This is a genomic window from Streptomyces sp. NPDC000594, assembly GCF_040299965.1.
Lineage (GTDB): Bacteria > Actinomycetota > Actinomycetes > Streptomycetales > Streptomycetaceae > Streptomyces.
In genome coordinates, this window is the sequence record NZ_JBEPCY010000020.1 from 18,350 (window position 1) to 41,620 (window position 23,271).

Genomic DNA, 23,271 nt, shown 5'->3' on the forward strand with positions numbered 1-23,271 from the left:
GTCCGGATCGCGCCCCCGGAGCGCGGGAGGGCGCCCCGGGGGCGGCCGGAACCGTGCGGTGACCGGGGGTGCCCGGGGTGGTGACCGGGCCCGTCAAAGGGGTCACGGAGCGTCATCGCGGGGTCCGGCCGAGGTCCCTCCGGGACCCCTCCGAGTCGCTACTGAGGCAAGCCTTCGTTAGGTAACCCTAAGTGACGAAGGGCACCGTGGGGGAGACCTGGGGCGGTTGTCACACCCCTGGGAATTACGCAACAATGGTGTTGTGAAAAACGTCGGCGAGGCCCCCAGGGAGGACCCCGCGACCGGGACGCGTACGGATCATCCGACGCGCAACCGGGTCGCGCGGTCGATCCTGGACCATGGCCCGTCCACTGTGGCGGACCTCGCGGCCCGCCTCGGTCTCACCCAGGCGGCGGTCCGCCGGCATCTGGACACCCTGGTCGCCGAGACCATGGTGGAAGCCCGTGAGCAGCGGATCTATGGAGCACGCACCCGCGGCAGGCCCGCCCGTGTCTTCGCTCTGACCGCCTGCGGCCGGGATGCCTTCGACCAGTCGTACGACTCGCTGGCCGTGGACGCCCTCCGCTGGATCGAGCGGAACGCCGGAGGCGGGGCCGCGGTCGCCGCCTTCGCCCGTGAGCGCGCGGAGTCCCAGGCCGAGCCGTACCGGGAAGCGGTCGAGGCCGCGCCCCCCGGGGAGCGGACCGAGGCACTGGCGAAAGCCTTGAGCGCCGACGGGTACGCTGCTACAGCGCGTAGCGCCCCCGCGCCCCAGCAGGGCGAGCAGCTCTGTCAGCACCACTGTCCGGTCGCGCATGTCGCCGAGCAGTACCCGCAGCTGTGCGAGGCGGAGACCGAACTCTTCTCCCGTCTGCTCGGGACCCATGTACAGCGTCTCGCCACCATCGCCCACGGCGACGGGGTGTGCACGACGTTCGTACCGCGCAGCACCACCAACCCATCAGCATCTGCAAGCACGGCCGGGAGGAACCCCGCATGACTCTCCCCACGGAGACTGCCCACCCCGAACTTGAGGGGCTGGGTACGTATGAATTCGGCTGGGCCGACTCCGACGCGGCAGGTGCCGCCGCCAAGCGCGGACTGTCCGAGGAGGTCGTCCGCGACATCTCGGCGAAGAAGAACGAGCCCGAGTGGATGCTGAAGCTGCGCCTGAAGGGTCTGCGGCTGTTCGACAAGAAGCCCATGCCGAGCTGGGGATCCGACCTCTCGGGGATCGACTTCGACAACATCAAGTACTTCGTCCGCTCCACGGAGAAGCAGGCGGCGTCCTGGGAGGACCTGCCCGAGGACATCAAGAACACGTACGACCGGCTCGGTATCCCGGAGGCGGAGAAGCAGCGTCTCGTCGCCGGTGTCGCCGCGCAGTACGAGTCCGAGGTCGTCTACCACCAGATCCGTGAGGACCTGGAGGAGCAGGGCGTCATCTTCCTGGACACCGACACCGCGCTCAAGGAGCACCCGGAGCTCTTCCAGGAGTACTTCGGCACCGTCATCCCGGTCGGTGACAACAAGTTCGCCTCGCTGAACAGCGCCGTGTGGTCCGGCGGCTCGTTCATCTACGTTCCCAAGGGTGTGCACGTCGACATCCCGCTCCAGGCGTACTTCCGGATCAACACGGAGAACATGGGGCAGTTCGAGCGGACGCTGATCATCGTCGACGAGGACGCCTACGTCCACTACGTCGAGGGCTGCACCGCCCCGATCTACTCCTCGGACTCGCTGCACAGCGCCGTGGTCGAGATCATCGTGAAGAAGGGCGGCCGGTGCCGCTACACGACGATCCAGAACTGGTCGAACAACGTCTACAACCTGGTCACCAAGCGGGCCGTGGCCTACGAGGGCGCGACCATGGAGTGGGTCGACGGCAACATCGGCTCCAAGGTGACGATGAAGTACCCGGCCGTCTATCTGATGGGCGAGTACGCCAAGGGCGAGACCCTGTCGATCGCCTTCGCGGGCGAGGGCCAGCACCAGGACGCGGGCGCCAAGATGGTCCACATGGCCCCGAACACCTCCTCCAACATCGTCTCCAAGTCGGTGGCGCGGGGCGGCGGCCGTACCTCCTACCGCGGTCTGATCGAGATCGGTGAGGGTGCCCCGGGCGCCAAGTCCAATGTGCTCTGTGACGCCCTGCTGGTGGACACCATCTCCCGCTCGGACACGTACCCCTATGTGGACGTCCGCGAGGACGATGTCTCCATGGGCCATGAGGCGACCGTCTCCAAGGTCTCCGAGGACCAGCTCTTCTACCTGATGAGCCGCGGTCTGACGGAGTTCGAGGCGATGGCGATGATCGTGCGCGGCTTTGTCGAGCCGATCGCCAAGGAGCTCCCCATGGAGTACGCGCTGGAGCTGAACCGGCTGATCGAGCTCCAGATGGAGGGCTCGGTCGGCTGACCTCGGCCACGGCGGAGGTCGGCGGACCTCGGCCACGGTGGCGGGGCGGGCCGGTGCCCGTCCCGCCCCGAGCAGATTTTCTTGACCCAGAAGGCAGAGAGAGAGCACGACGACAGCCATGGCTGAGGCTCAGAACATTCCGGCAGGATCCACGACCGCCGGCGCGATTGCGGTCGCCGCGGAGTCGACCGTCGCCACCCGTATGAGCGCGCCCCCGTCGTTCGACGTGGCGGACTTCCCGGTTCCGCACGGCCGCGAGGAGGAGTGGCGCTTCACCCCGCTGGAGCGGCTCGGCGGACTCCACGACGGCACGGCCGTCGCCTCCGGCGGCGTCAAGGTCACCGTGGAGGCGCCCGAGGGTGTCACCGTCGAGACCGTCGGCCGGGACGACGCCCGGCTCGGCCGCGCCGGCACCCCCGTCGACCGGATCGCCGCCCAGGCGTACAGCGCCTTCGAGCAGGCGTCGGTCGTCACCGTCCCCCGCGAGACCGTGCTCACCGAGCCGATCCGCATCGCCGTCCACGGCGAGGGCGGGGTCGCCTACGGCCACCAGATCGTGGAGCTGGGCGCGTTCGCCGAGGCCGTCGTCGTCATCGACCACACCGGTGACGCGGTGCTCGCCGCCAATGTCGAGTACGTCCTCGGCGACGGCGCCAAGCTCACCGTCGTCTCCGTCCAGGACTGGGACGACAAGGCCGTCCATGTCTCCCAGCAGGACGCCCTCATCGGCCGGGACGCCTCCTTCAAGTCCGTGATCGTCACCTTCGGCGGCGATCTGGTCCGGCTCCACCCCCGGATCTCCTACGCGGCGACCGGCGGCGAGGCCGAGCTGTTCGGCCTCTACTTCACCGACCGGGGCCAGCACCAGGAGCACCGCCTCCTGGTCGACCACAACAAGCCGCACAACACCTCGAACGTGGTCTACAAGGGCGCGCTCCAGGGCCAGGACGCCCACGCGGTCTGGATCGGCGATGTGCTGATCCGCGTCGCCGCCGAGGGCACCGACACCTACGAGATGAACCGGAACCTCGTCCTCACGGACGGCGCCCGGGTCGACTCCGTGCCCAACCTGGAGATCGAGACCGGTGAGATCGTCGGCGCCGGACACGCCTCCGCCACCGGCCGCTTCGACGACGAGCAGCTCTTCTATCTGATGGCCCGCGGCATCCCGGAGCAGGACGCCCGCCGTCTGGTGGTCCGCGGCTTCTTCGCCGAGCTGGTCCAGCAGATCGGTCTCCCCGATGTGGAGGAGCGCCTCCTCGCGAAGATCGAGGAAGAGCTGGAGGCATCGGTCGCATGAGTTTTGTCCGAGCCTGCGGTCTGAGCGAGCTGGAGGACGACACCCCCAAGCGCGTCGAGCTGGACGGCACCCCCGTCTCGGTCGTCCGTACCGAGGGCGAGGTCTTCGCCATCCACGACATCTGCTCGCACGCCAATGTCTCGCTCTCCGAGGGCGAGGTGGAGGACTGCCAGATCGAGTGCTGGCTGCACGGCTCCGCCTTCGACCTCCGCACCGGAAAGCCGTCCGGACTGCCCGCGACGCGCCCCGTCCCCGTGTACCCCGTAAAGATCGAAGGGGACGATGTGCTCGTCTCCATCACCCAGGAGTCCTGAGTCACCCATGGCAACGCTTGAAATCCGCGACCTGCACGTCTCCGTCGAAGCCGAGAACGGCTCCCGGGAGATCCTCAAGGGCGTCGACCTGACCGTGAAGCAGGGCGAGACCCACGCCATCATGGGCCCCAACGGCTCCGGCAAGTCCACCCTGGCGTACTCGCTCGCCGGTCACCCCAAGTACACGATCACCAGCGGCCAGGTCACCCTGGACGGCGAGGACGTGCTGGAGATGAGCGTGGACGAGCGGGCGCGCGCCGGTCTCTTCCTCGCCATGCAGTACCCGGTCGAGGTCCCGGGTGTCTCGGTCTCCAACTTCCTGCGCACCTCCGCCACCGCCGTCCGCGGCGAGGCCCCCAAGCTGCGTACCTGGGTGAAGGAGGTCAAGGGAGCCATGGAGCGGCTGTCCATGGACCCCGCCTTCGCCGAGCGCAATGTCAACGAGGGCTTCTCCGGCGGTGAGAAGAAGCGCCACGAGATCCTTCAGCTGGAGCTGCTGAAGCCGAAGATCGCGATCCTGGACGAGACCGACTCCGGTCTGGACGTGGACGCGCTCCGCGTGGTCTCCGAGGGCGTCAACCGCGTCCGCGAGTCCGGCGAGGTCGGCACCCTCCTGATCACGCACTACACGCGTATCCTCCGTTACATCAAGCCCGACCACGTGCATGTCTTCGCCAACGGGCGGATCGCCGAGTCCGGCGGCCCGGAGCTGGCGGACAAGCTGGAGGCCGAGGGGTACGAGGCGTATGTGAAGGGCGGCGCATCTTCGTGACACAGCTGCCGGGCCTTCTCGACACCGAGGCGATCCGCAAGGACTTCCCGATCCTCGACCGGGTGATCCACGGCGACAAGAAGCTGGTCTACCTCGACAGCGCGGCCAGCTCGCAGAAGCCGCGCCAGGTGATCGAAGCGGTCACCGAGTACTACGAGCGCCACCACGCCAATGTGCACCGCGGTATCCATGTGCTCGCCGATGAGGCCACGGCGCTGTACGAGGGCGCGCGGGACAAGGTGGCGGCGTTCATCAACGCGCCCAGCCGCGATGAGGTGATCTTCACCAAGAACGCCTCGGAGTCGCTGAACCTCGTCGCGAACATGCTGGGCTGGGCGGACGAGCCCTACCGCGTGGACCGTGACACCGAGATCGTCATCACCGAGATGGAGCACCACTCCAACATCGTTCCCTGGCAGCTGCTGGCGCAGCGCACGGGCGCGAAGCTGAAGTGGTTCGGGCTGACCGACGACGGCCGGCTCGACCTCTCCCGTATCGACGAGGTCATCACCGAGAAGACGAAGATCGTCTCCTTTGTGCTGGTCTCCAACATCCTGGGCACGATCAACCCGGTCGAGGCGATCGTGCGCCGCGCCCAGGACGTGGGCGCCCTGGTGCTGATCGACGCCTCCCAGGCGGCCCCGCACGCCCCGCTGGACGTCCAGGCGCTCGGCGCGGACTTCGTGGCCTTCACCGGTCACAAGATGTGCGGTCCGACCGGTATAGGCGTGCTCTGGGGCCGGCAGGAGCTGCTGGAGGACCTGCCGCCGTTCCTCGGCGGCGGCGAGATGATCGAGACCGTCTCGATGAACTCCTCCACCTACGCCCCCGCGCCGCACAAGTTCGAGGCCGGTACGCCGCCGATCGCCCAGGCCGTGGGCCTCGGCGCGGCGGTGGACTACCTCAACGCCATCGGCATGGAGAAGATCGCGGCCCATGAGCACGCGATCACCGAGTACGCGGTCCGCCGGCTCCAGGAGGTGCCCGATCTGCGGATCATCGGCCCCGTCTCGGCCGAGGACCGCGGTGCGGCGATCTCCTTCACGCTGGGGGACATCCACCCCCATGACGTGGGCCAGGTCCTGGACGAGCAGGGCATCGCGGTCCGGGTCGGCCACCACTGCGCGCGGCCGGTCTGTCTGCGGTACGGAATTCCCGCGACGACGCGGGCGTCGTTCTATCTGTACTCCACGCCCGCCGAGGTGGACGCGCTGGTCGACGGGCTGGAGCACGTCCGTCGGTTCTTCGGATAGAGCGGGGTCCCAGTGAAGCTGGATTCGATGTACCAGGACGTCATCCTGGACCACTACAAGCACCCTCATGGGCGCGGTCTGCGGGACGGCGACGCCGAGGTGCACCATGTCAACCCGACCTGCGGTGACGAGATCACCCTGCGGGTGCGGTACGAGGGCTCCCGGGTCGCCGATGTGTCCTACGACGGCCAGGGCTGCTCCATCAGCCAGGCCAGCGCCTCCGTCCTCAACGATCTGCTGGTCGGCAAGGAGCTGGCGGAGGCCCGGCACATCCAGGAGACCTTCCTGGAGCTGATGCAGTCCAAGGGCCGGATCGAGCCGGACGACGCGATGGAGGAGGTGCTGGAGGACGCCGTGGCGTTCGCCGGTGTCTCCAAGTACCCGGCACGGGTGAAGTGCGCCCTTCTGAGCTGGATGGCGTGGAAGGACGCGACCGCCCAGGCCCTGGGCGAGAGCCAGGAGAGGAATACGGCATGACCGAGAACACCGAGGCCGCCGCCCTGGCGCCGGCCTCCGAGGAAGAGATCCGCGAGGCGCTGTACGACGTGGTCGACCCCGAGCTGGGGATCGACGTGGTCAACCTCGGGCTGATCTACGGCATCCATGTCGACGACACCAATGTGTGCACCCTCGACATGACGCTGACCTCGGCCGCCTGCCCGCTCACCGATGTGATCGAGGACCAGGCGAAGTCCGCCACCGAGGGCATCGTCAATGAGCTGAAGATCAACTGGGTCTGGATGCCCCCGTGGGGCCCGGACAAGATCACCGACGACGGCCGCGAGCAGCTGCGGGCGCTGGGCTTCAACGTCTGAGCGGTCGCTTGTTCTCATCGAGGGCCCGGCGCTGTGCGCCGGGCCCTCGGCCTTTTCGCTAGCGACGGTTCCGGAGCGCTTGCGCGAAGAGACGGAACGCCCGCACGCGCTGCTCATCACGGAGACCCCGCAGGGTGGCCAGGTGCGCGGTGAGCAGGGCGGCGGTGATCGTGAGCGGCAGGGCGGCGAGAAGCAGGAGCCCAAGGGTCAGGGACATGATGCGGGTCCTTTCGGAGGTCGCTTCGGCGGGTTCGCCGAGGGCCTCAGGAAACTCCGCTGGCCGTGGCTGGTGGATGGAGCCTCTGCCCGGCGCGGGGATATACCCAGGTCAGGGTGGGTGAGCGGGAATTCCCGGCGGGATGCGGGTCAGCGGCGGAAGCCGCGTGCGGGGTCACGTGATTCCGGCCCGAAGGGTTCGAACCATTCATCGGCCTCCAGGCCGGCTATGCCGAGGATTTGATGAGTGGGGTTGTCGGGGTTCTCGATCCCCTGCGACCAGGGTTCGAAGAGGAACAGCACATCGGTGTCCTGCAGGAAGTCGTAGCAGATGTCGAAGTCGTAGTCCTCCGAGGTCTCGGGCAGTCCTTTGGTCCACTCGGCGACCAACTCCGGGTCGTCCGACACGAGATCTGCCGCGCGGGGCATGACGAGGTGCATCGCCATCTCCTCCCCTGTGCACGTGGGCTCCGGCCAGTTGCCCTTCTCGATGTCGTCAGCCAGATCGTCGAAGCAGCGGGCCATGCGGCGGCGCCATTGACGGTCCTGCCCCCAGGTCACCACGGGCAGCTCACTGAGGACGGGGACGTAGTTGTCGCGCAGGTTCACCCGGGTGTCCCCGGCCTCGACCGCCGCGTCGTACGCCTCGTCGGCGAGTATCGAGAAGGCGGCCTGGAGCACCCGCATGGTGCGGGGCGCGGGTTCCCAGGCTTTGTCCTCGTCGTACCACTCCTCTTCCTCCCCGTCCTTGGACTCCTTCACGGCTGTCCCGCCCTGCTCGGCGGAGTCCGGGACGGGGGCGGTCGGCGTCGCCACTCGGGTGTCCGGTGTGGCCTTCGTAACCGCCGGGACGCCGTAGGCCTGGCACACCTCATCGCCTGCTCGGGCTGCTCGCCGGTACCAGTCCTGCGCCCCTTGGTGATCGCTCCTGCGCAGGCGCAGATTTCCCATGAGCCGCATCGCCAGGGAGTCTCCTGTGTCCGTGGCGAGTCGGAGCCACTGTGCCGCCTCGTCCAGATCCCTTCGCTGGCAGATCACTCCCAGTGCGCGGAGTGCCTCCACATCCCCCGCTTCCGCGAGCGGGCCGAGCGACCGCACCGCGATGTCCACGCGGTCATTGGCGTGGGCCGCGACGGCGATGCTGAACCGCTGCTGGTCGTCTCCGTGCCGGAGGGCCGTGTCCCAGATCCTCTTCGGGAGGAGTTCGGGGGAGGGCTGCCGATCCCGCAGATAGGCGTCCACGAGGTAGTCGAACGCGCGGAACCCCGTACCGTCGGGGATCAACAGTCGCGTAGCACCCAGGCGGGGCTCGGTGGCCCATGTCAGCGCGTCGGTCAGGGGCTCGGGTCCGATGAGCTGCTTGTTCGTGCCGGGCAGATAGTCCTCGTGGAGTTCTTCCAGGACTTCGAGGGCGACCGGGGTCGCCCAGCCGGCCAGCGCCAGATCGATCGCCGCACTCACCAGTGCGGCGCCCCGGGGGTTGCCGCCGACGACCGAGGCGCCGCGCAGCATGTGCCACAGCTCCGGGCCTGCGGCGAGCGACTCGGCGATGCCGAAGTCGTCGGCCTGCCGGAGCGCCAGACGCAACCGCCCGTCGCGGTTCGTCCGCCACTCCCTGTGCGTCCTTTCGATCTCCCCGGGCGACCACAACCTGCTCACCTGGAATTCCTCGGCGAGTCGGGTCAGCTCGCACGCCGGGAGGTCGCGGCGGATGCGGGCCCGCATCGTCCCCAGTACGACCGCGCGGGCGGCGCGCAGTCGCCGGAGGTCCGGAAGGCCCAGGGCGGTCGGACCCGTGAGGAAACGCTCCGCGTCGTCGAGCCACAGCAGACAGTCCTCACCCTGTGAGGCGGCGCGAGTGAGCGCGTCGACGGTATCGGAGAGGTCGCCGGCGTCGGCGGGAACGAACAGTAGATGGTCCGGCAGGACCGTGCTCATCGCCTCGTAAGCGCAGCGGGTCTTCCCGGCGGTCGAGTCCCCGACCAGCAGCAGCACTCCGCCGTCCTGGCCCACGCGGGAGAGTGCCCGGCGGAGACCGTCGTCCACGTCCCGATCGATATAGGCCGGGACCGCGTTTCCGCCCTCGGTGGTGCGGGCGCGGTGGACCATCAGCTCAAGCGGGTCGGCATCCCGGACTCGAAGCGTGGTTACTTCTGCGGGAGGCTCAGTCGGCTTCTCTCCTCGTGCTGCTTCGAGAAGGCGTCTGAGGTTGCTGCGCTCGTCGTCCAGTCTGCCTCTCGGCAGTGCGGCGGCCTTCTCGACAGCGGTCAGAAAGGCGTTCAGAGCGGCATAGGAGCCTGGGAGTCTCTCCCCCTTGGTCCAGGCGCTGATGGCCGAGGTGCTCACCTTCGGCAGTCGGGCGTGGGCCTCGCTCGCTTTGGCGACCCGGCCCTGGGTGAGTGTCACCGTTCCTTGGGCCATCGCTGCTCGTAGGCCTCGGGCCAGCTCTGCTCTCGCGCTGGCCGGACGCGGAAGTGGGTTCATGGGTCCATCCTGAATGGAGCCTCTGACAGCGACCGGTGGCGGGGCGCGGCAACGGGACAAGGGCCGCATCCGTGCTCCGAACGCCTTTGGTTTCTTTGTGTACGATAGTACATATCAATGCGTACACTCGTACGCATGGGATATGGACTGCTCGCCGCGGCGATAGCGGCGGAGGTGGCCGGGACGACGGCCATGAAGTACAGCGAGGGATTCACCCGGCTGTGGCCCTCGGTGTTCACCGTGGCCGGGTATCTCATCGCCTTCTCGCTGCTCGCGCAGACCCTGAAGACCCTGGAGGTCGGGACCGCGTACGCGATCTGGGCCGGGGTCGGTACGGCGGTCGTCGCCGCGATCGGGATGGTCTTCCTGGGGGAGAGCACCAGCGCGGTCAAGATCGCGGGGGTGGTGCTGGTGATCGGCGGGGTCGTCCTGCTCAATCTGGGCGGGGCGCACTGATGGCCCGGGTCGGGCCGGGCGGGAGGGGCTGATGGGGCGCCGTTACGACCCCGATCGGCGGCAGCGGATCGTGGCGGCCGCGCTGCGGGTGGTGGCGCGGGACGGGATCGCCGGGCTCAGCCACCGCACCGCCGCCGCCGAGGCGGACGTTCCGCTCGGCTCCACCACGTACCACTTCGCCTCGCTGGACGAACTGCTCGTCGCCGCGCTCCGGCAGGCCGACGAGACCTTCGGGGAAGCCGTCCGGGAGCGCTCCGCGCTCGCCGGGCCCGGCGGTGATCTCGCGGCGGAGCTGGCCGGGGTGATGGGCCGCTGGCTGGCGGGCGAGCGCACCCGGGTGGAGCTGGAGTACGAGCTGTATCTCGCTGCCCTGCGCCGCCCCGCGCTGCGGCCCGTCGCCGCCGAGTGGACCGAGCAGGTCGTCGCCGCGCTCGCCCGGCATACCGACCCGGCCACCGCACGGGCCCTCGTCGCCGCGATGGACGGCATCTGTCTCCAGGCGCTGCTCACCGACACCCCCTATGACGAGGGGTTCGCCCGGGAGGTCCTGGCCCGGATTCTGCGCTGAGCGAGCATGGGCCTGTCTTCCGGATCAGGCTGGATCTGGAAGACAGGCCCCAGGCGACCAGAGCATGGGACCGGTTCGCTCCCCGGCCGGAGGGGAGGTTAGGTTTTCCTCATGACCGATACCACCGTCCCCCGTACCACCGGCGCCGTCGCCGCCGGTCTCGCCACTCTCGCCGCCGACGGCACCGTGCTCGACACCTGGTTCCCCGCGCCGGAACTGGTCGCCGAAGCCGGTCCCTCCGGCACCGAGCGGCTGAGCGCCGAACAGGCCGCCGAACTCCTGGGCGAGGGCGCGTCGGCGGCGGTCGGGCCCGACGCCCGCCGGGGTGTCGAGGTGGTCGCGGTGCGGACCGTCATCTCCTCGCTGGACGAGAAGCCGCTCGACGCGCACGACGCGTACCTCCGGCTCCACCTGCTCTCCCACCGGCTGGTCAAGCCGCACGGCCAGAGCCTGGACGGCCTCTTCGGGCTGCTCGCCAATGTCGCCTGGACCTCGCTCGGCCCGGTCGCCGTGGACGACATCGAGAAGGTGCGGCTCAACGCCCGCGCCGAGGGGCTGCACCTCCAGGTCACCAGCATCGACAAGTTCCCCCGGATGACGGACTACGTCGCCCCCAAGGGGGTACGGATCGCCGACGCCGACCGGGTCCGCCTCGGTGCCCACCTCTCCGAGGGCACCACCGTGATGCACGAGGGCTTCGTCAACTTCAACGCGGGCACCCTCGGGACCTCCATGGTCGAGGGCCGGATCTCCGCCGGGGTCGTCGTCGGCAACGGCTCCGACATCGGCGGCGGCGCCTCCACCATGGGCACCCTCTCCGGCGGCGGCAATGTCGTCATCTCCATCGGCGAGCGCTGCCTCGTCGGCGCCGAGGCCGGCGTCGGGATCGCCCTCGGTGACGAGTGCGTGGTCGAGGCGGGTCTCTATGTCACCGCCGGGACCCGGATCACCCTGCCCGACGGGGAGATCGTCAAGGCGCGGGAGCTCTCCGGCGCGAACAACATCCTCTTCCGCCGCAACTCGGTGACCGGAGCGGTCGAGGCGCGCCCCAACAACGCGGTCTGGGGCGGACTCAACGACGTGCTCCACAGCCACAACTGACGCACGCGCCGCACCGGGGGTGCTACCCGGTGGCGTCCAGCGCCGCCAGTGCCTCCCGCAGCCCGTCGGCCGTCTCCCGGCCGGCGGGCAGCAGCGGTTCCCGTACCGGGCCCGCGTCCAGCAGCGCCTTCACCGTGACCGTGCCCGGCAGCCCCGCCGCCATCAGCGCCCGTGCCAGGGGCATCAGCCGGGCGTTCAGCCGGGCCGCCCCGGCGGTGTCCCCCCGGTCGAAGGCGTCCAGCACCGCCCGCAGCGGCGCCGGGGCCACATTCGCCACCGTGCTCACATAGCCGGTGCCGCCCACCGCGTACAGCGGAAGATTCAGCTCCTCATTGCCCGAGTAGTACGCCAGCGAGGTCCCCGCGATCACCTCGGCGGCGGTCAGCAGATCGCCGGTGCAGTCCTTCACCGCCACGATCCCGGGATGGTCCGCGAGGCCCAGCATCGTCTCCCGCTCGATCCGGGTGCCGGTACGGCCCGGGATGTCGTACAGCATCACCGGAACGCCCACCGCGTCCGCCACCCGGCGGAAGTGTGCCGCCACCGCGGCCTGGGGCGGTCTGCTGTAGTACGGGGTCACCACGAGCAAGCCGTCGGCGCCCGCGCCCTCGGCGGCCCGGGCCAGCTCCACGGTGTGCCGGGTGTCGGCCGTCCCGACGCCCGCGATCAGCGGGACCCCGTCGCCCACCGCCTCCCGTACCGCCCTGACCAGCGTGGTCTTCTCGGCGTCCGAGGTGGTCGGGGACTCCCCGGTGGTCCCGTTCAGCACCAGACCGTCACACCCGCCGGAGACGAGCCGCACCGCGAGCGCCGCGGCCGCGTCCAGGTCCAGCCGCGCCCCGTCGCCGGTGAACGGGGTGATCATCGCGCAGAGCGCCCTGCCGAAGGGCGGTGTGGAGGTCATGACGGCAGTCTGCGGGCGCCGGATCGTTCAGGTCCACTTAGATCCTCTTCGGTCGACGGTGTAGCGCAGCTGAAGGATCCCGGCCTTCGGAACGGTGGTTGACCTCAAGCGCGCTTGACCTTTCACGATGGTGATCCACCGCGCGCCACCGGGGCGTGTGACGGAAGGAGCCCGTCATGTCCGTATCCACGACCGTCCTGCCGCAGGCCCGTCCCGACCTCCGCCGTCCCGGCGTCGGTCTCGTGGGGATCTCCACCTGGGACGTGGGCACCCCCGAACGCCAGCGGGCGGCCCTCGCCGCCATCGAACGGGCCTGGCTCGCCCGGCCCTGGCCCGAGGGGGGACCGCTCTCGTACACCGTGCACCCCGGCGACGACGGCCGGACCCTGCTGCACTACTCCCAGTGGCCCGACCGGGAGGCGTACGACCACTTCGTCCGCACCTTCCGCGACGACCGGAACGCCGAGATCGACGCGGCCGTGCCCGGGATCGAGCGCGTCCGGCTGGACTTCTACGAGCTGTACCGGGGCGGGGCCGACGAACGGGACCCCGGCTCGGTGGTCATCGTGGAGGTGGAGTTCGACGGGCCGGACCGGGAGCGGCAGCGGGAGTGGGTGGACGCGGTCCATACCGCGTTGGCCGCGGACGGGCCCGTGGAGGGCCCTCGGGCCGGGGGCATCGGTGGCTGGTTCCACCTCGGGGTGGAGGGGGACCGGGTGCTCAACTACGCGGAGTGGACCTCCGCGGTGGAGCACGAGCGGGCGCTCGCGGGGCCGGGGGCGGGTGTCGGCGGGCCCACGCCGGAGTGGGCCCGGGTGCATGGCTTCCCGGGGGTGACGACGTCCCGGGTCCGGCGGTACGCCCCGGGCATCGCCCTGGTGCCGAGCGCCTCCGGCGTTTGAGGCGCGGGGTTCGGGGCTGGCCCCGACGTGTGCCTTAATCCCAGCCCCTCCGGCGATTGAGGAGCAGGGGTTCGGGGGCTGGCCCCCGACGTTCCCCCGAGCCGACTCGGGGCCAAGGTCCGTCCTCAATCGCCGGACGGGCTTGATTTACGCGACCGTTCACCCCGAGGTGGCCCGGGGCTGAGGTCCGTCCTCAAGCGCCGGACAGGCTGGTTTTGTGCGGGCAGCCCTTACCTAGGGGGCTTGGGGCGAGGTGTCTCGCATGTGCGGGGGCGGGGGCCTCCGGGCTCACCTCCTCGGGGCCGGCGAACCGGGGCCCGAGTCCAGCGTGAGGGGGTCCTACGCCGGTCCCCTGCGGGGGCGACCCTGCACCCCCCGCCCTCGTGGCACGAGGAACCGCCCCCGACGCGAGGCGGGCCGCGACGGGGGCGGGGGCAAGGCGCGGACCCTACGGGCGGAAGCGGAGCAGCTGGGGGTCGTGGTCGCTGTTCTGCTCGGAGAACTCCGCGTTGATGTGGACGCTGTCGTAGCTGAAGTCGCGGATCGACGGGCTCGTCAGAATCTGGTCCAGCACCTGGCTGTTGCCCTGGAAGACATAGGAGTAACGGTCCTTCCGGGGAAGCGACTTCACCGCCGGGTACAGCGCCCCGCCCTCCGTGAGCGCGCCGGTGGTCGCGGAGAACTCGAAGTCGTTGATGTCCCCGACGACCAGGACATCCGCCCGGCGGTCCACCTTGAGGATCTTCTTCACGAAGGCGTTGACCGACTGCGCCTGCTGGAGCCGCTTGACCTCGGAGGAACGGTTCGGCGGCTGGCGGTGCGAGGTCAGGGCCTCGTCGCCGCCCTTGGAGCCGAAGTGGTTGGCGATCACGAAGACCGAGCGCCCCCGGAAGGTGAACTCGCCCGCGAGCGGCTTGCGGCTGTCCGCCCACGCGGTGTTCGCCGGGTCGATCCGGCCCGGCGAGAGGGTCAGCGCGGCGCCCCGGCCGTGCGCCCCGGCCGTCACCTCGGCCGGGGTGGTCGCGTCGCCGCCCGCCCGGTCGGTGAAGGACACCCGCTCCGGGTTGAAGAGGAACACCTGGCGGATGTTGCCGCCGGGCTCGCCGCCGTCCTTGTTGTTCTCCGGAGTGATGGAGCGCCAGTCGTAGGACGGGCCGCCCGCCGCGACGATCGCCTCCGTGAACTTCCGGACCGTCTCATCGGCCGCGACCGTGCCGTCGTTCTTCCGGCCGTTGTTGTCCTGGATCTCCTCCAGGGCGACGATGTCGGGCGAGGCGAGGTTCTCCACCACGGCACGGGCCAGGGAGTCGAACTTCTCCTGCGGGTCCGCCGGGTCCAGGTTCTCCACGTTGTACGTGGCCACCGCCAGCTCGCCGGAGCGCTGCGGGCGGGCCTGCTCCCGGGTCAGCCCCCGGTCCTCGACGGCGCCCAGGGAGCGCGCGGCCAGCGTGTAACCGCCGAACTGGTTGAAGTCCAGCGGACCCTCGGTCGTCCCCGTGAGCACATCGCCGACATTCGCCTTCGGGAAGGGCCGCTCGGCGAGCGGGATCAGCGACTGGATCTTGAGCCGGCCGGTGTTCTGCGAGGTGTACGAGCCATAGAGCGCGCCGCCGCGAAGGGTGCGGTTCTCGTGCGGCTTCACCGTCACCCACAGCTCGGAGTACGGGTCGCTGGCCCCCACGATCCGCGAGGTGCCGATCCGGACCTGGCTCCCCTCCAGCGCCTCGTAGAGGTCCAGCGCGTAGACGCGGGGACGCAGCGGCAGGGCGTTGACGCTGCCGCCGGCGGCGGGGTCGCCCTCGGGTGCGTACCGGGAGGGCACCGAGCGGGCGGAGAGGGTCACCGGCGCGGGCAGCGCGTTCCCGGAGGAGACCACGGTGACCGTCGGGCGGGTGATCTGGGTCAGCGACTGGTTCCCGGAGGAGGCCCCGCCGGGGATGTACTCGGTGACCGTGCCGGACACCTTCACCTCGTCACCGGCGCGGACGGCGGGAGTGGCCGAACCGGTGAAGACGAAGACACCCTCGCTGGTGGCGGGGTCGGCGTCGGCGGACGGCTCCTGGAACCAGAAGCCCCGGGCCGAGCCATAGCCGCGTACACCCGTCACGATGCCGGGGACATCGGTGACGGCCTGCCCGGCCAGCGGCGATATCCGGGTGGCCCCCTGGATGTCATGGATCCTGACCTGGTCGGCGGCGGGCCCGGCCGGGGTCGCGGCGGCGGAGGACCCGGCGAGCAGCCCGGCGGCGAGCGCGGTGGCGACGGCGGCGGAGAGCACGGCGGTGCGCGGGACGGCCCGGCGCGGGGCGGCGGCTCTCGGGGCGGCGGACGAGGACGGCATGGACGATCTCCCGGATCGAGGCGGCTGAGGGTGGCAGGCGCGGCGCTGATGAGGCATCACCACAGCTCTACGCGCGTCAATCTCGGGGCTGTCCGCCGTACTTGTCAAGGGCGGATCCGGGGAGCGGGGAAGCGTGCGGCGCGGGCCGGGCGGCGGAGGGGGGCGGCAGGCGGTCACCGGGGTGCTCGCAGAGGTGTGCGGAGGGGGCGGGCCGGTCGGCGAAACCCGGTGAAATACGTCTACGCTGGAGCGCGCCCGGGACCCTGCCGGAACCTGCGCGCCCGCCCGTACGTACATCCCGTACGACGACCCGTACGCCGAGGAGACACAGCCCGATGCCCCAAGACGGTCCCACCCTGCCGCCCGTGCTGCTGCGCCCGGACGCGGAGCTGGCACGGGACGCGCTCGCCGCCCCGTCGCTCACCCGGGCCGTACGGCTCGCCCGCTGGGCCGGACCGCACACCCGGGTCGGCGCGGGCGGCGAACTGGCGGAGGAACTGCTGCCCGCCGCGGCCGAGGAGCTGGGTCTGGAGCCCGACGCGGACGGCCGGGCGTTCGCGAGCGAGGCATGGCGGCTCGCGGTGGACGCGGGGCTGATCGCCTTCACCGACCCGGAGGGCGACGCCGATACCGAAGCGGACGCCGACGTCGATGCCGATGCCGATGCCGAGGCCGAGGAGGCTCCGGGGACGGCGGGTCCGGGGGAGAATCTCCCGCTGCTCACCGGGGGCGGCCCCCGGGATGTCCTCGCCATCTGGCTGGAGGCGCTGGACGCGGTGCACGCCGATGCCATCGCGCCCCTCCTGGACGACCCGGCCGACATCATCGGCGAGGACGGCGAGATCGACTTCAGCCGGCTGGAGTGGGACCCGGACGCCGAGGCGGAGTTCCTCGACGGGGTCCTCGGCAATCTCTATCTCCTGACCGTCTCGGACAAGGGCGCCGGGGACCAGCCGGTGCCGCTGCCCGCGCTCGCGGCGTCGATGATCGTCCCCGATGACATGGGCGAGCCCACCAACGATGTGCTGGAGCAGGTCTCCGACGCGATGATGCGGCTGGACGACCAGTTCCGGCTGCTGGAGCCGATCGGTCTGGTCGAGTACCAGCCGGTGGACGAGGCCCTGATGGCCGAGGACGACGGCGAGTCCCCGCCCCTCGTGGACGAGGACGTCTCCCGTTACGGGCTGGTCCGGCTGACACCGCTCGGGCTGTACGGGGTCCGTGCGCGGATGCTGGAGGCGGGGGTCGACGCCCCCGCCGTGGGCGAGCTGGCGGACAAGGGCGCGGACGCGCTGCTGGACGGTCTCGCCCACTATCCGGAGCGGGCGGCCCGCGCGGAGACCGAGCAGTGGCTCGTCCGCCGGGAGCCGGTGGCGGCGGCGCGCGAGCTGCTGGCGGCGGCGCGGGGCGCGGACCGGGGCGGTCCGCTGCGGCGCCTCCGCTGTCAGCAGGCGCTCGCCCTCGTCGGCGACCAGGCGGAGCCCGAGGTCCGCGCGGTCCTCGACGACCTGGAGCTGGGCGGCCTCGCCCGGGTCTGGCTCGCGGAGCGCGGCGCGGCGGAGGTGCCCGCGCCGCCGGAGTCCATGGTCTTCTGGCTCTCCATCGACACGATCGCGGCGCAGCTCGACGCGGACGGGGAGTCGGAGGAGCTGCGGGGGCTGATCGCGGGGCTCACCGGACAGCACGGTGGCTTCTTCGACGCGGCCTGGCGGGTGGACCACCCGTCCACGGCGGAGGTCCTGGAGGCGATGGGGCGCCTCCACCCGGACAAGTCCGCCGCGAAGGCGGCCCGTAAGGCGGCGTTCAAGGCGCGCTCGCGGGAAGCCTGAGCGGAGAGGCGGGACCGAGGGGTCGAGGGGCTCGGAGCACGGTGCCCCGAGCCCCTCGACCCCTGGGTCCGGCGCGGCTGCGTTGGCCGGGTAAACCCCCGCTGACCAGCCTTGGAGCAGCACATCGGCTCCGCTCTGCCCGGCGACTTCATGGCGTTCCTCGACGCGTACGGCAGCGGCGTCGTCTCGGGTGAGCCGGTCGTCTTCCACCCGCGCGGATCGACCCCCTTGCTGGAGCGCATGCGCACGACGCACCGGTTGTTCACCGAGCGCCGGGAGAGGAGCCTGAGCCGGGGCGATTCCGCGCGTCTCCCGTACCCGTCGCATCTCCCGTACCCCTTTCACCCCGAACCCGGTGGACTGATCTCCTGGGGGTGACGACGACACCGGGGGGCGACATCGGAGGGCGACATCGGAGGGCGACATCGGAGGGCGACACCGGGGAGTGACCCGGGCAGTGGCACGTGTCACATGTCCGGAGGCCCGTCCCCGGAAGGAGCGTAAAAGTCCGGCCAAGTGAGTGGCCGATTTCCAGCCCCCCGTGTCGTTGGGTGTTCAAACGAGGTTCGTACGAGGGAGGAATCGTTTGCTCGCGTTCCCACCAGGCGCGTGGGCAACCCCTGCACAGTCACAGGAACCCCAGGTCCACCCCCGACCCAGGAGACACCCTATGCCGCTCACCCGCAGAGAATTCAGCCGACAATCGGCGCTCACCGGCTTCGCCCTCACCGGCGCCGTCGGAGCGCTGGCCACAGCACCCGGGGCGCTGGCTGCCGATGAGCCGGCGGACCGGGAGGAGAACGCGGCGGCACGGCTGGGGTACGGACCGTTGATACCGGACCCCGAGGGGCTGCTCGCCCTGCCCGAGGGGTTCTCCTACCGGGTACTCACCCACGCCGGGGTGACCCGTCTGGAGAGCGGTGAGTTCACGCCTTCCGCCCATGACGGCACCGCCGCCTTCCCCGGTGCCCGGGGGGTGACCCTGCTCGTCGTCAACCACGAGCTGCGCGGCCACCGGGACCTCTGGGACCACCCCGTACCGCTGGCCGAGGGCCGGGTGTACGACCCGGCGGCGGCCGGCGGCTGTACCGTCGTGGAGTCCCGGCGTGACGGCCGGGTCGCCCAGTGGGTCGGCATCACCGGGACCTCCACCAACTGCGCGGGCGGCAGCACCCCTTGGGGTACCTGGCTGACCTGCGAGGAGACCGAGGAGCTGGCCGGTCAGAACGGGATGACCAAGGACCACGGCTATGTCTTCGAGGTCGACCCCTACGACCGCCGGGCGCTGCGCGACCCCCGGCCCATCAAGGCGCTGGGGCGCTTCCCGCACGAGGCCGTCGTCATCGACCCGTCCCGGGGCCACGCCTATCTGACCGAGGATGCGCGCGACCCCCACGGCCTGCTCTACCGCTGGGTCCCGCCGCGCGGCTTCCGCCACGGCCGGGGCGCGCTGCGCAACCTCGCGGACGACGCCGGGGAGTTCCAGGCACCCCGCTGTTTCGACTCCGGCGGGCGCTTCGTCGACGATCTGTCGCGGGCCACCCGGATCGGCACCGTCTACGGGGTGGACTGGGTCGACGTCCCCGACCGTGACGCCCGTACCACCCCGGTCCGGAAGCAGTTCGGGGAGACGGGGATCACCCGGGGCCGCAAGCTCGAAGGGATGTGGTGGGGCGACGGCGGCGCGTACTTCGTCTCCTCGTACGCCCGTGCGGACAGCCCCGGCGGAGCCCACAACGGCCAGGTGTGGTTCTACGACCCCAAGCGGCGGACCGTCACCCTCAAGGTGCTCCTCGGGGTCGCCGAGGGCTTCGACGGCCCGGACAACATCACCGTCTCCCCGTACGGCGGGCTGGTCATCGCCGAGGACGGCGACGGGGCCCAGCACCTCTTCGGCGCGACCGACCGGGGTGCCACCTATCCGATCGCCCGCAGCCAGCTGAACAACGGCTCCGAGGAGGCGCCCGAGTACAGCGAGTTCGCCGGGGTCTGCTTCTCGCCGGACGGGAAGACGCTCTTCGCGCACTGCCAGAACCCGGGGATCATGTTCGCCATCACCGGCCCGTGGCGGCGTCAGCCGCACCGCCACTGACCCTCGCGGCGTTGTACGCCCGTACCTCCTGACGGCCGGGGGTACGGGCGTACCGGCCCCGGTCGTCGCGGCCGGGGCCGGGCCGTCAGCGGGTCACCGGTCCGTCCTCCGCCGTGTCCTCTCCGGCGGGACCACCTGCCCCCGGCGGCCTGCCCCCCGGCCTGCTCCCTCCAGCCCCACCCGGCCGCCCGTGCCCGCGGTCTCCCGGGTGACGGCGACGCACCCGCCCCACGGGCCGGTCGCGATTCCCGAACCGCCGGTAAGGGACCGGGACACCTCCTACAGTGATGGCTGTCCGGGACCGCCGGGGGCAAGGGCGGACACCCCGGGCAGTGGTGAACCCCGAACACCGCGATCCGGCCGCCACCGTCGTGGATCGGCCGACAAACGCTTTCCACGGGTTCCGTGGGCTTGTTCTCCGTGGCCCGGCCCTTACAATGGGCGGACCTCCCGGTGCGCAGGCCGCGGCCCCTTCCTGCAAAGAAACCGCCGCCGTCACTTTGATCTCGGGAGGCTCACCGTCAGGGCGCCCGGTGCGCCGTGGCGCTGTGCTTCCCCCGTGAGTCCCGGGGGAATCCCTATGGCACATTCCAACGGTCCCGACGACGGGCCGCAACGCGTGCCCGGCTCCGGGCCCGATCCTCGTACCGCGCTGTTCCGCCTGATCGTCGGGCACTTCGTGAATCCGGAGGCGCTGACGGCGGCCGGCACCGGCACACCTCTGATCGTGGGGTTACGGGAGCTGTCCGTCGCCGACCCGGAGTGGACCGCCGGGCTGATCGGCTGGCTGCGCTCCCAGGACCGGATGCGGACGGTCTCCCTGATGGCGGCGGCCGAGTACGTCAGGGCACGCATCGACGCCGCCCGGGACCAGGGGCCGTCCAACCGCGCGGTGGTCGGCTCGGTACTGCGGCGCGCCGACGACCCCGCCGCGCTGATCGCCTACTGGATGGAACGGTACGGGCGGAGCATCCCCAAACCCGTCAAGCGGGGGGTGGCCGACGCGGTGGCCCGGCTGTGGAACGGCCGGGCGCTGCTGGAGTACGACCACGCCACCAGCGGCTATCGCTTCGGTGACATCCTCAGCCTGGTGCACGCGGTGCCCGACCCGGCCAAACCCTGGCAGCCCGCGCTCTTCCGGTACGCCGTCGACCGGCGGCACCGCCCGGACACCGCCGAACCGCCGCCCGCCGACCGTGCCCTGACGGCCCACCGGGCCCTCCTCGATCTGCCGGTCGCCGAGCGCAGGGCGGCGGTCCTCGCCCCCGGCGGTGCCGCCCGGCTGGCCGCCGACGGCATCGGCGCCGAGGAGGTGACCCGGCTGCTCCAGGGGACGGTCGACGCGTCCGTGTGGGAGGTGCTGATCCCGCTGATGGAACCGCTCGCCCTGGTGGAGCAGTTGGGCACCTTCGACCGGGTGGGCATCGCGGAGGAGGCCGCCGGGCGGATCGCGGAGCGGATCGCCGACCCCGCCGAGGTGGCCCGTGCGGGGGCGCTGCCGCTGCGCTATCTCGCCGCCCATCAGCAGACCTCCTCGCTGCGCTGGTCGGAGGCGCTGGAGCGGGCGCTGGGCCATGCGCTGGCCCTGGTACCCCGGCTGCCCGGCCGCACCCTGGTGCTGGTGGACCGCTCGGCCTCGATGTGGTCGCTGCTGGGGGAGGGGCGACGGCTCACCAAGGCGGACGCCGCCTCGGTCTTCGGGATCGCCGTCGCCATGCGGGCCGAACGGGCGGACCTGGTGCAGTTCGGCTCCTCCAGCGCGGTGGTCCGCTTCCGGCCGGGGGACTCGGTCCTGGCGGTGCTGGAGCGCTTTGTCAGCATGGGCGGCACCCATGCCGCCGAGGCGCTGCGCGAGCGCTATCGGGGCCATGACCGGGTCCTGGTCGTCACCGATGAACCGGCGGGGCGCGAGCCGTGCGACACCTGGTGGCCCGGGGTGCCGGGGCCGGACACGGCGGACCCCGGCGGCTCCGGCCCCTCCGGCCGGCGGGCGGCCCCGGTCTACTCCTGGCATCTGGCGCGGCGCCCCCCGGGGGCCCGGTCGCCGGGCCCCCACTGCTTCGAGGGGCTCACCGACGACGCCTTCCGGATGGTGCCCCTGCTGGAGCGCGCCGAGCGGGGCGAATGGCCCTGGAACTGAGCCCTCCGCCCCGGCGCCGGATGCCCCGGCCCGCCGCCTCGGGCCCAGCGGCCCGGGGCGACGCATACACCTTTGCGCCCTCTCAGAGCGCCTGGCCCGCAGGACGCACCATGTCCCGGACGGTACGGGCCTTGACGAAGTCGCCCATGGCGGTCATCTCCCACTCGCCCGAGAACTGCCGGATCAGCTTGGCCATCATCACGCCGGTCTTGGACTCGGCGCTGGTGAGGTCGAAACGGACCAGCTCCTCACCGGAGCCGGCGTCGATCAGCCGGCAGTACGCCTTGGCGACCTCGGTGAACTTCTGCCCGGTGAAGGAGTTCACCGTGAAGACCAGGCCGGTGGCCTCGGCGGGGATACGGCCGAGGTCGACGGTGATCGTCTCGTCGTCGCCCGCGCCCTCGCCGGTGAGATTGTCGCCGGAGTGCTGGATCGCGCCGCCCAGGATGGAGAGCCGGCCGAAGTAGCAGGCGTCCAGCATGTTGCGGTTGGGGCCGTAGGCGATCACGGAGGCGTCGAGGTCGATGTCCTTGCCCCGGTAGGCGGGCTCCCAGCCGAGGCCCATCCGGACCTGGGAGAGCAGCGGCCGGCCGCCCTTGACCAGGGACACCGTCTCGTTCTTCCGGAGATTGACCCGGCCCTTGTCGAGGTTGATCTTCCCGGGGGCGGCCGGTGCTGCGGGGGCGGCCGGGGCGGCCTGCGGCGCCGGGGCGGGGGGCGCGGGAGGTGCGGCGGGTGCGGTGGGTGCCGAGCCGGCGCGGGCCCGGGAGGGGGCCGCCGGGGGAGCGGCGGGCGGTGCCGGGGGCGCCTGGGGCGCGGGCGCGGCGGGCGCGGGCTCGTCCACCGAGACCCCGAAGTCGGTGGCGATCCCCGCCAGGCCGTTGGCGTATCCCTGGCCGACGGCGCGGACCTTCCACACGCCATTGCGCCGGTAGATCTCCACCACGACCAGGGCGGTCTCGCTGCCCAGCCGGGGCGGGGTGAAGGCGGCGAGCACGGCGCCGCTGTCCGCGTCCCGGACGGTGGCGGTGGGCTCGATGCCCTGGAAGGTCTGCCCGGCGGCGTCGGGGCTGGCGGTGACGACGACCTTCTCGATCCCGGCCGGGATCGCCGAGGTGTCCACCACGATCGCGTCCGGGGCGCCCTGGCCGCCGGGGCGGTGGGTCACTCCGGGGCCGGTGGGCTGGTTGTAGAAGATGAAGTCGTCGTCGGAGCGCACCTTGCCCTGGTCCGTCAGCAGCAGGCCCGAGACGTCGAGCCGTACCGGCGCGGCGACATCCACCGCCACACGCGCGGCCGGGAGGGGAAGGTTCGATCCGGGGGTCATGGCTGTCATACCCGGGAGAACGAGCCAAGGGGCTTTACC

At 71.2% G+C, this 23,271-nt stretch carries 21 protein-coding genes; 16 read left to right on the forward strand and 5 right to left on the reverse strand.

Features of this window, described 5'->3' with window-relative positions; all coding sequences use genetic code 11:
- Nucleotides 1-262: 262 nt before the first annotated feature.
- From ABT354_RS24675 to ABT354_RS24710, 8 genes are all read left to right on the forward strand, one after another.
- A complete protein-coding gene (locus tag ABT354_RS24675) occupies nt 263-1,000 on the forward strand; it encodes a helix-turn-helix transcriptional regulator (RefSeq protein WP_351497426.1) in 738 nt (245 codons plus the stop codon).
- Nucleotides 997-2,418, forward strand: a complete 1,422-nt coding sequence (gene sufB, locus ABT354_RS24680; RefSeq protein WP_351497428.1) for a Fe-S cluster assembly protein SufB — start codon at nt 997-999, stop codon at nt 2,416-2,418. The genes ABT354_RS24675 and sufB overlap by 4 nt, the downstream gene beginning before the upstream one ends.
- A 118-nt stretch (nt 2,419-2,536) precedes the next feature.
- A complete protein-coding gene (gene sufD / locus ABT354_RS24685) occupies nt 2,537-3,718 on the forward strand; it encodes a Fe-S cluster assembly protein SufD (protein WP_351497431.1) in 1,182 nt (393 codons plus the stop codon).
- Nucleotides 3,715-4,032, forward strand: coding sequence for a non-heme iron oxygenase ferredoxin subunit (locus tag ABT354_RS24690; RefSeq protein ID WP_351497433.1), 318 nt, complete (start codon nt 3,715-3,717; stop codon nt 4,030-4,032). The genes sufD and ABT354_RS24690 overlap by 4 nt, the downstream gene beginning before the upstream one ends.
- 7 nt (nt 4,033-4,039) lie before the next feature.
- Complete coding sequence (sufC, locus tag ABT354_RS24695; protein WP_351497435.1) at nt 4,040-4,804, forward strand: Fe-S cluster assembly ATPase SufC; 765 nt, start codon at nt 4,040-4,042, stop codon at nt 4,802-4,804.
- Complete coding sequence (locus ABT354_RS24700; RefSeq protein ID WP_351497437.1) at nt 4,801-6,057, forward strand: cysteine desulfurase; 1,257 nt, start codon at nt 4,801-4,803, stop codon at nt 6,055-6,057. Before sufC ends, ABT354_RS24700 begins: the two co-directional genes overlap by 4 nt.
- A gap of 12 nt (nt 6,058-6,069) precedes the next feature.
- Complete coding sequence (gene sufU, locus ABT354_RS24705; RefSeq protein WP_351497439.1) at nt 6,070-6,534, forward strand: Fe-S cluster assembly sulfur transfer protein SufU; 465 nt, start codon at nt 6,070-6,072, stop codon at nt 6,532-6,534.
- Nucleotides 6,531-6,872 carry a metal-sulfur cluster assembly factor gene (locus tag ABT354_RS24710; protein WP_351497441.1) on the forward strand — a complete coding sequence of 114 codons (342 nt, stop codon included), beginning with the start codon at nt 6,531-6,533 and terminating at the stop codon, nt 6,870-6,872. The genes sufU and ABT354_RS24710 overlap by 4 nt, the downstream gene beginning before the upstream one ends.
- A 58-nt stretch (nt 6,873-6,930) precedes the next feature.
- On the opposite strand, the gene ABT354_RS24715 is transcribed toward ABT354_RS24710, so the two are convergent.
- Nucleotides 6,931-7,089: a hypothetical protein gene (locus tag ABT354_RS24715; protein ID WP_351497443.1), complete on the reverse strand. Its 159-nt coding sequence runs from the start codon at nt 7,087-7,089 to the stop codon at nt 6,931-6,933.
- 149 nt (nt 7,090-7,238) lie between these two features.
- A complete protein-coding gene (locus tag ABT354_RS24720; RefSeq protein ID WP_351497445.1) occupies nt 7,239-9,494 on the reverse strand; it encodes an SEL1-like repeat protein in 2,256 nt (751 codons plus the stop codon).
- 213 nt (nt 9,495-9,707) lie between these two features.
- Between ABT354_RS24720 and ABT354_RS24725 the strand changes: the two genes are divergently transcribed.
- The 3 genes from ABT354_RS24725 to dapD all read left to right on the forward strand — a co-directional run bounded on the left by ABT354_RS24725 (nt 9,708) and on the right by dapD (nt 11,697).
- A complete protein-coding gene (locus ABT354_RS24725) occupies nt 9,708-10,028 on the forward strand; it encodes a DMT family transporter (protein WP_351497447.1) in 321 nt (106 codons plus the stop codon).
- A 31-nt stretch (nt 10,029-10,059) separates the two neighbouring features.
- A complete protein-coding gene (locus tag ABT354_RS24730) occupies nt 10,060-10,596 on the forward strand; it encodes a TetR/AcrR family transcriptional regulator (protein WP_351497450.1) in 537 nt (178 codons plus the stop codon).
- Nucleotides 10,597-10,707: 111 nt separating this feature from the next.
- The gene (gene dapD / locus ABT354_RS24735) at nt 10,708-11,697 is read left to right on the forward strand and encodes a 2,3,4,5-tetrahydropyridine-2,6-dicarboxylate N-succinyltransferase (protein ID WP_351497452.1); all 990 of its coding nucleotides are present in this window, start codon (nt 10,708-10,710) and stop codon (nt 11,695-11,697) included.
- A 22-nt stretch (nt 11,698-11,719) separates the two neighbouring features.
- Here the strand turns inward: dapD and dapA are convergent, their stop codons facing one another.
- Complete coding sequence (dapA, locus tag ABT354_RS24740; protein ID WP_351497454.1) at nt 11,720-12,601, reverse strand: 4-hydroxy-tetrahydrodipicolinate synthase; 882 nt, start codon at nt 12,599-12,601, stop codon at nt 11,720-11,722.
- 176 nt (nt 12,602-12,777) lie between these two features.
- Between dapA and ABT354_RS24745 the strand changes: the two genes are divergently transcribed.
- Nucleotides 12,778-13,503, forward strand: a complete 726-nt coding sequence (locus ABT354_RS24745) for an antibiotic biosynthesis monooxygenase (RefSeq protein WP_351497457.1) — start codon at nt 12,778-12,780, stop codon at nt 13,501-13,503.
- Nucleotides 13,504-13,951: 448 nt separating this feature from the next.
- Here ABT354_RS24745 and ABT354_RS24750 read toward each other — a convergent pair whose 3' ends face one another.
- Nucleotides 13,952-15,844 (reverse strand): DUF8508 domain-containing protein, encoded by a 1,893-nt coding sequence (locus tag ABT354_RS24750; protein WP_351497459.1) that lies wholly within the window; start codon nt 15,842-15,844, stop codon nt 13,952-13,954.
- A 335-nt stretch (nt 15,845-16,179) separates the two neighbouring features.
- Between ABT354_RS24750 and ABT354_RS24755 the strand changes: the two genes are divergently transcribed.
- The 4 genes from ABT354_RS24755 to ABT354_RS24770 all read left to right on the forward strand — a co-directional run bounded on the left by ABT354_RS24755 (nt 16,180) and on the right by ABT354_RS24770 (nt 21,905).
- A complete protein-coding gene (locus ABT354_RS24755) occupies nt 16,180-17,673 on the forward strand; it encodes a hypothetical protein (protein WP_351497461.1) in 1,494 nt (497 codons plus the stop codon).
- A 111-nt stretch (nt 17,674-17,784) separates the two neighbouring features.
- Complete coding sequence (locus ABT354_RS24760) at nt 17,785-18,051, forward strand: hypothetical protein (RefSeq protein WP_351497463.1); 267 nt, start codon at nt 17,785-17,787, stop codon at nt 18,049-18,051.
- A gap of 292 nt (nt 18,052-18,343) precedes the next feature.
- A complete protein-coding gene (locus tag ABT354_RS24765; RefSeq protein ID WP_351497465.1) occupies nt 18,344-19,765 on the forward strand; it encodes an alkaline phosphatase PhoX in 1,422 nt (473 codons plus the stop codon).
- A gap of 580 nt (nt 19,766-20,345) precedes the next feature.
- Nucleotides 20,346-21,905 (forward strand): TROVE domain-containing protein, encoded by a 1,560-nt coding sequence (locus ABT354_RS24770; RefSeq protein ID WP_351497467.1) that lies wholly within the window; start codon nt 20,346-20,348, stop codon nt 21,903-21,905.
- A gap of 82 nt (nt 21,906-21,987) precedes the next feature.
- Here the strand turns inward: ABT354_RS24770 and ABT354_RS24775 are convergent, their stop codons facing one another.
- The gene (locus ABT354_RS24775; protein WP_351497634.1) at nt 21,988-23,232 is read right to left on the reverse strand and encodes a TerD family protein; all 1,245 of its coding nucleotides are present in this window, start codon (nt 23,230-23,232) and stop codon (nt 21,988-21,990) included.
- Nucleotides 23,233-23,271: the final 39 nt, after the last annotated feature.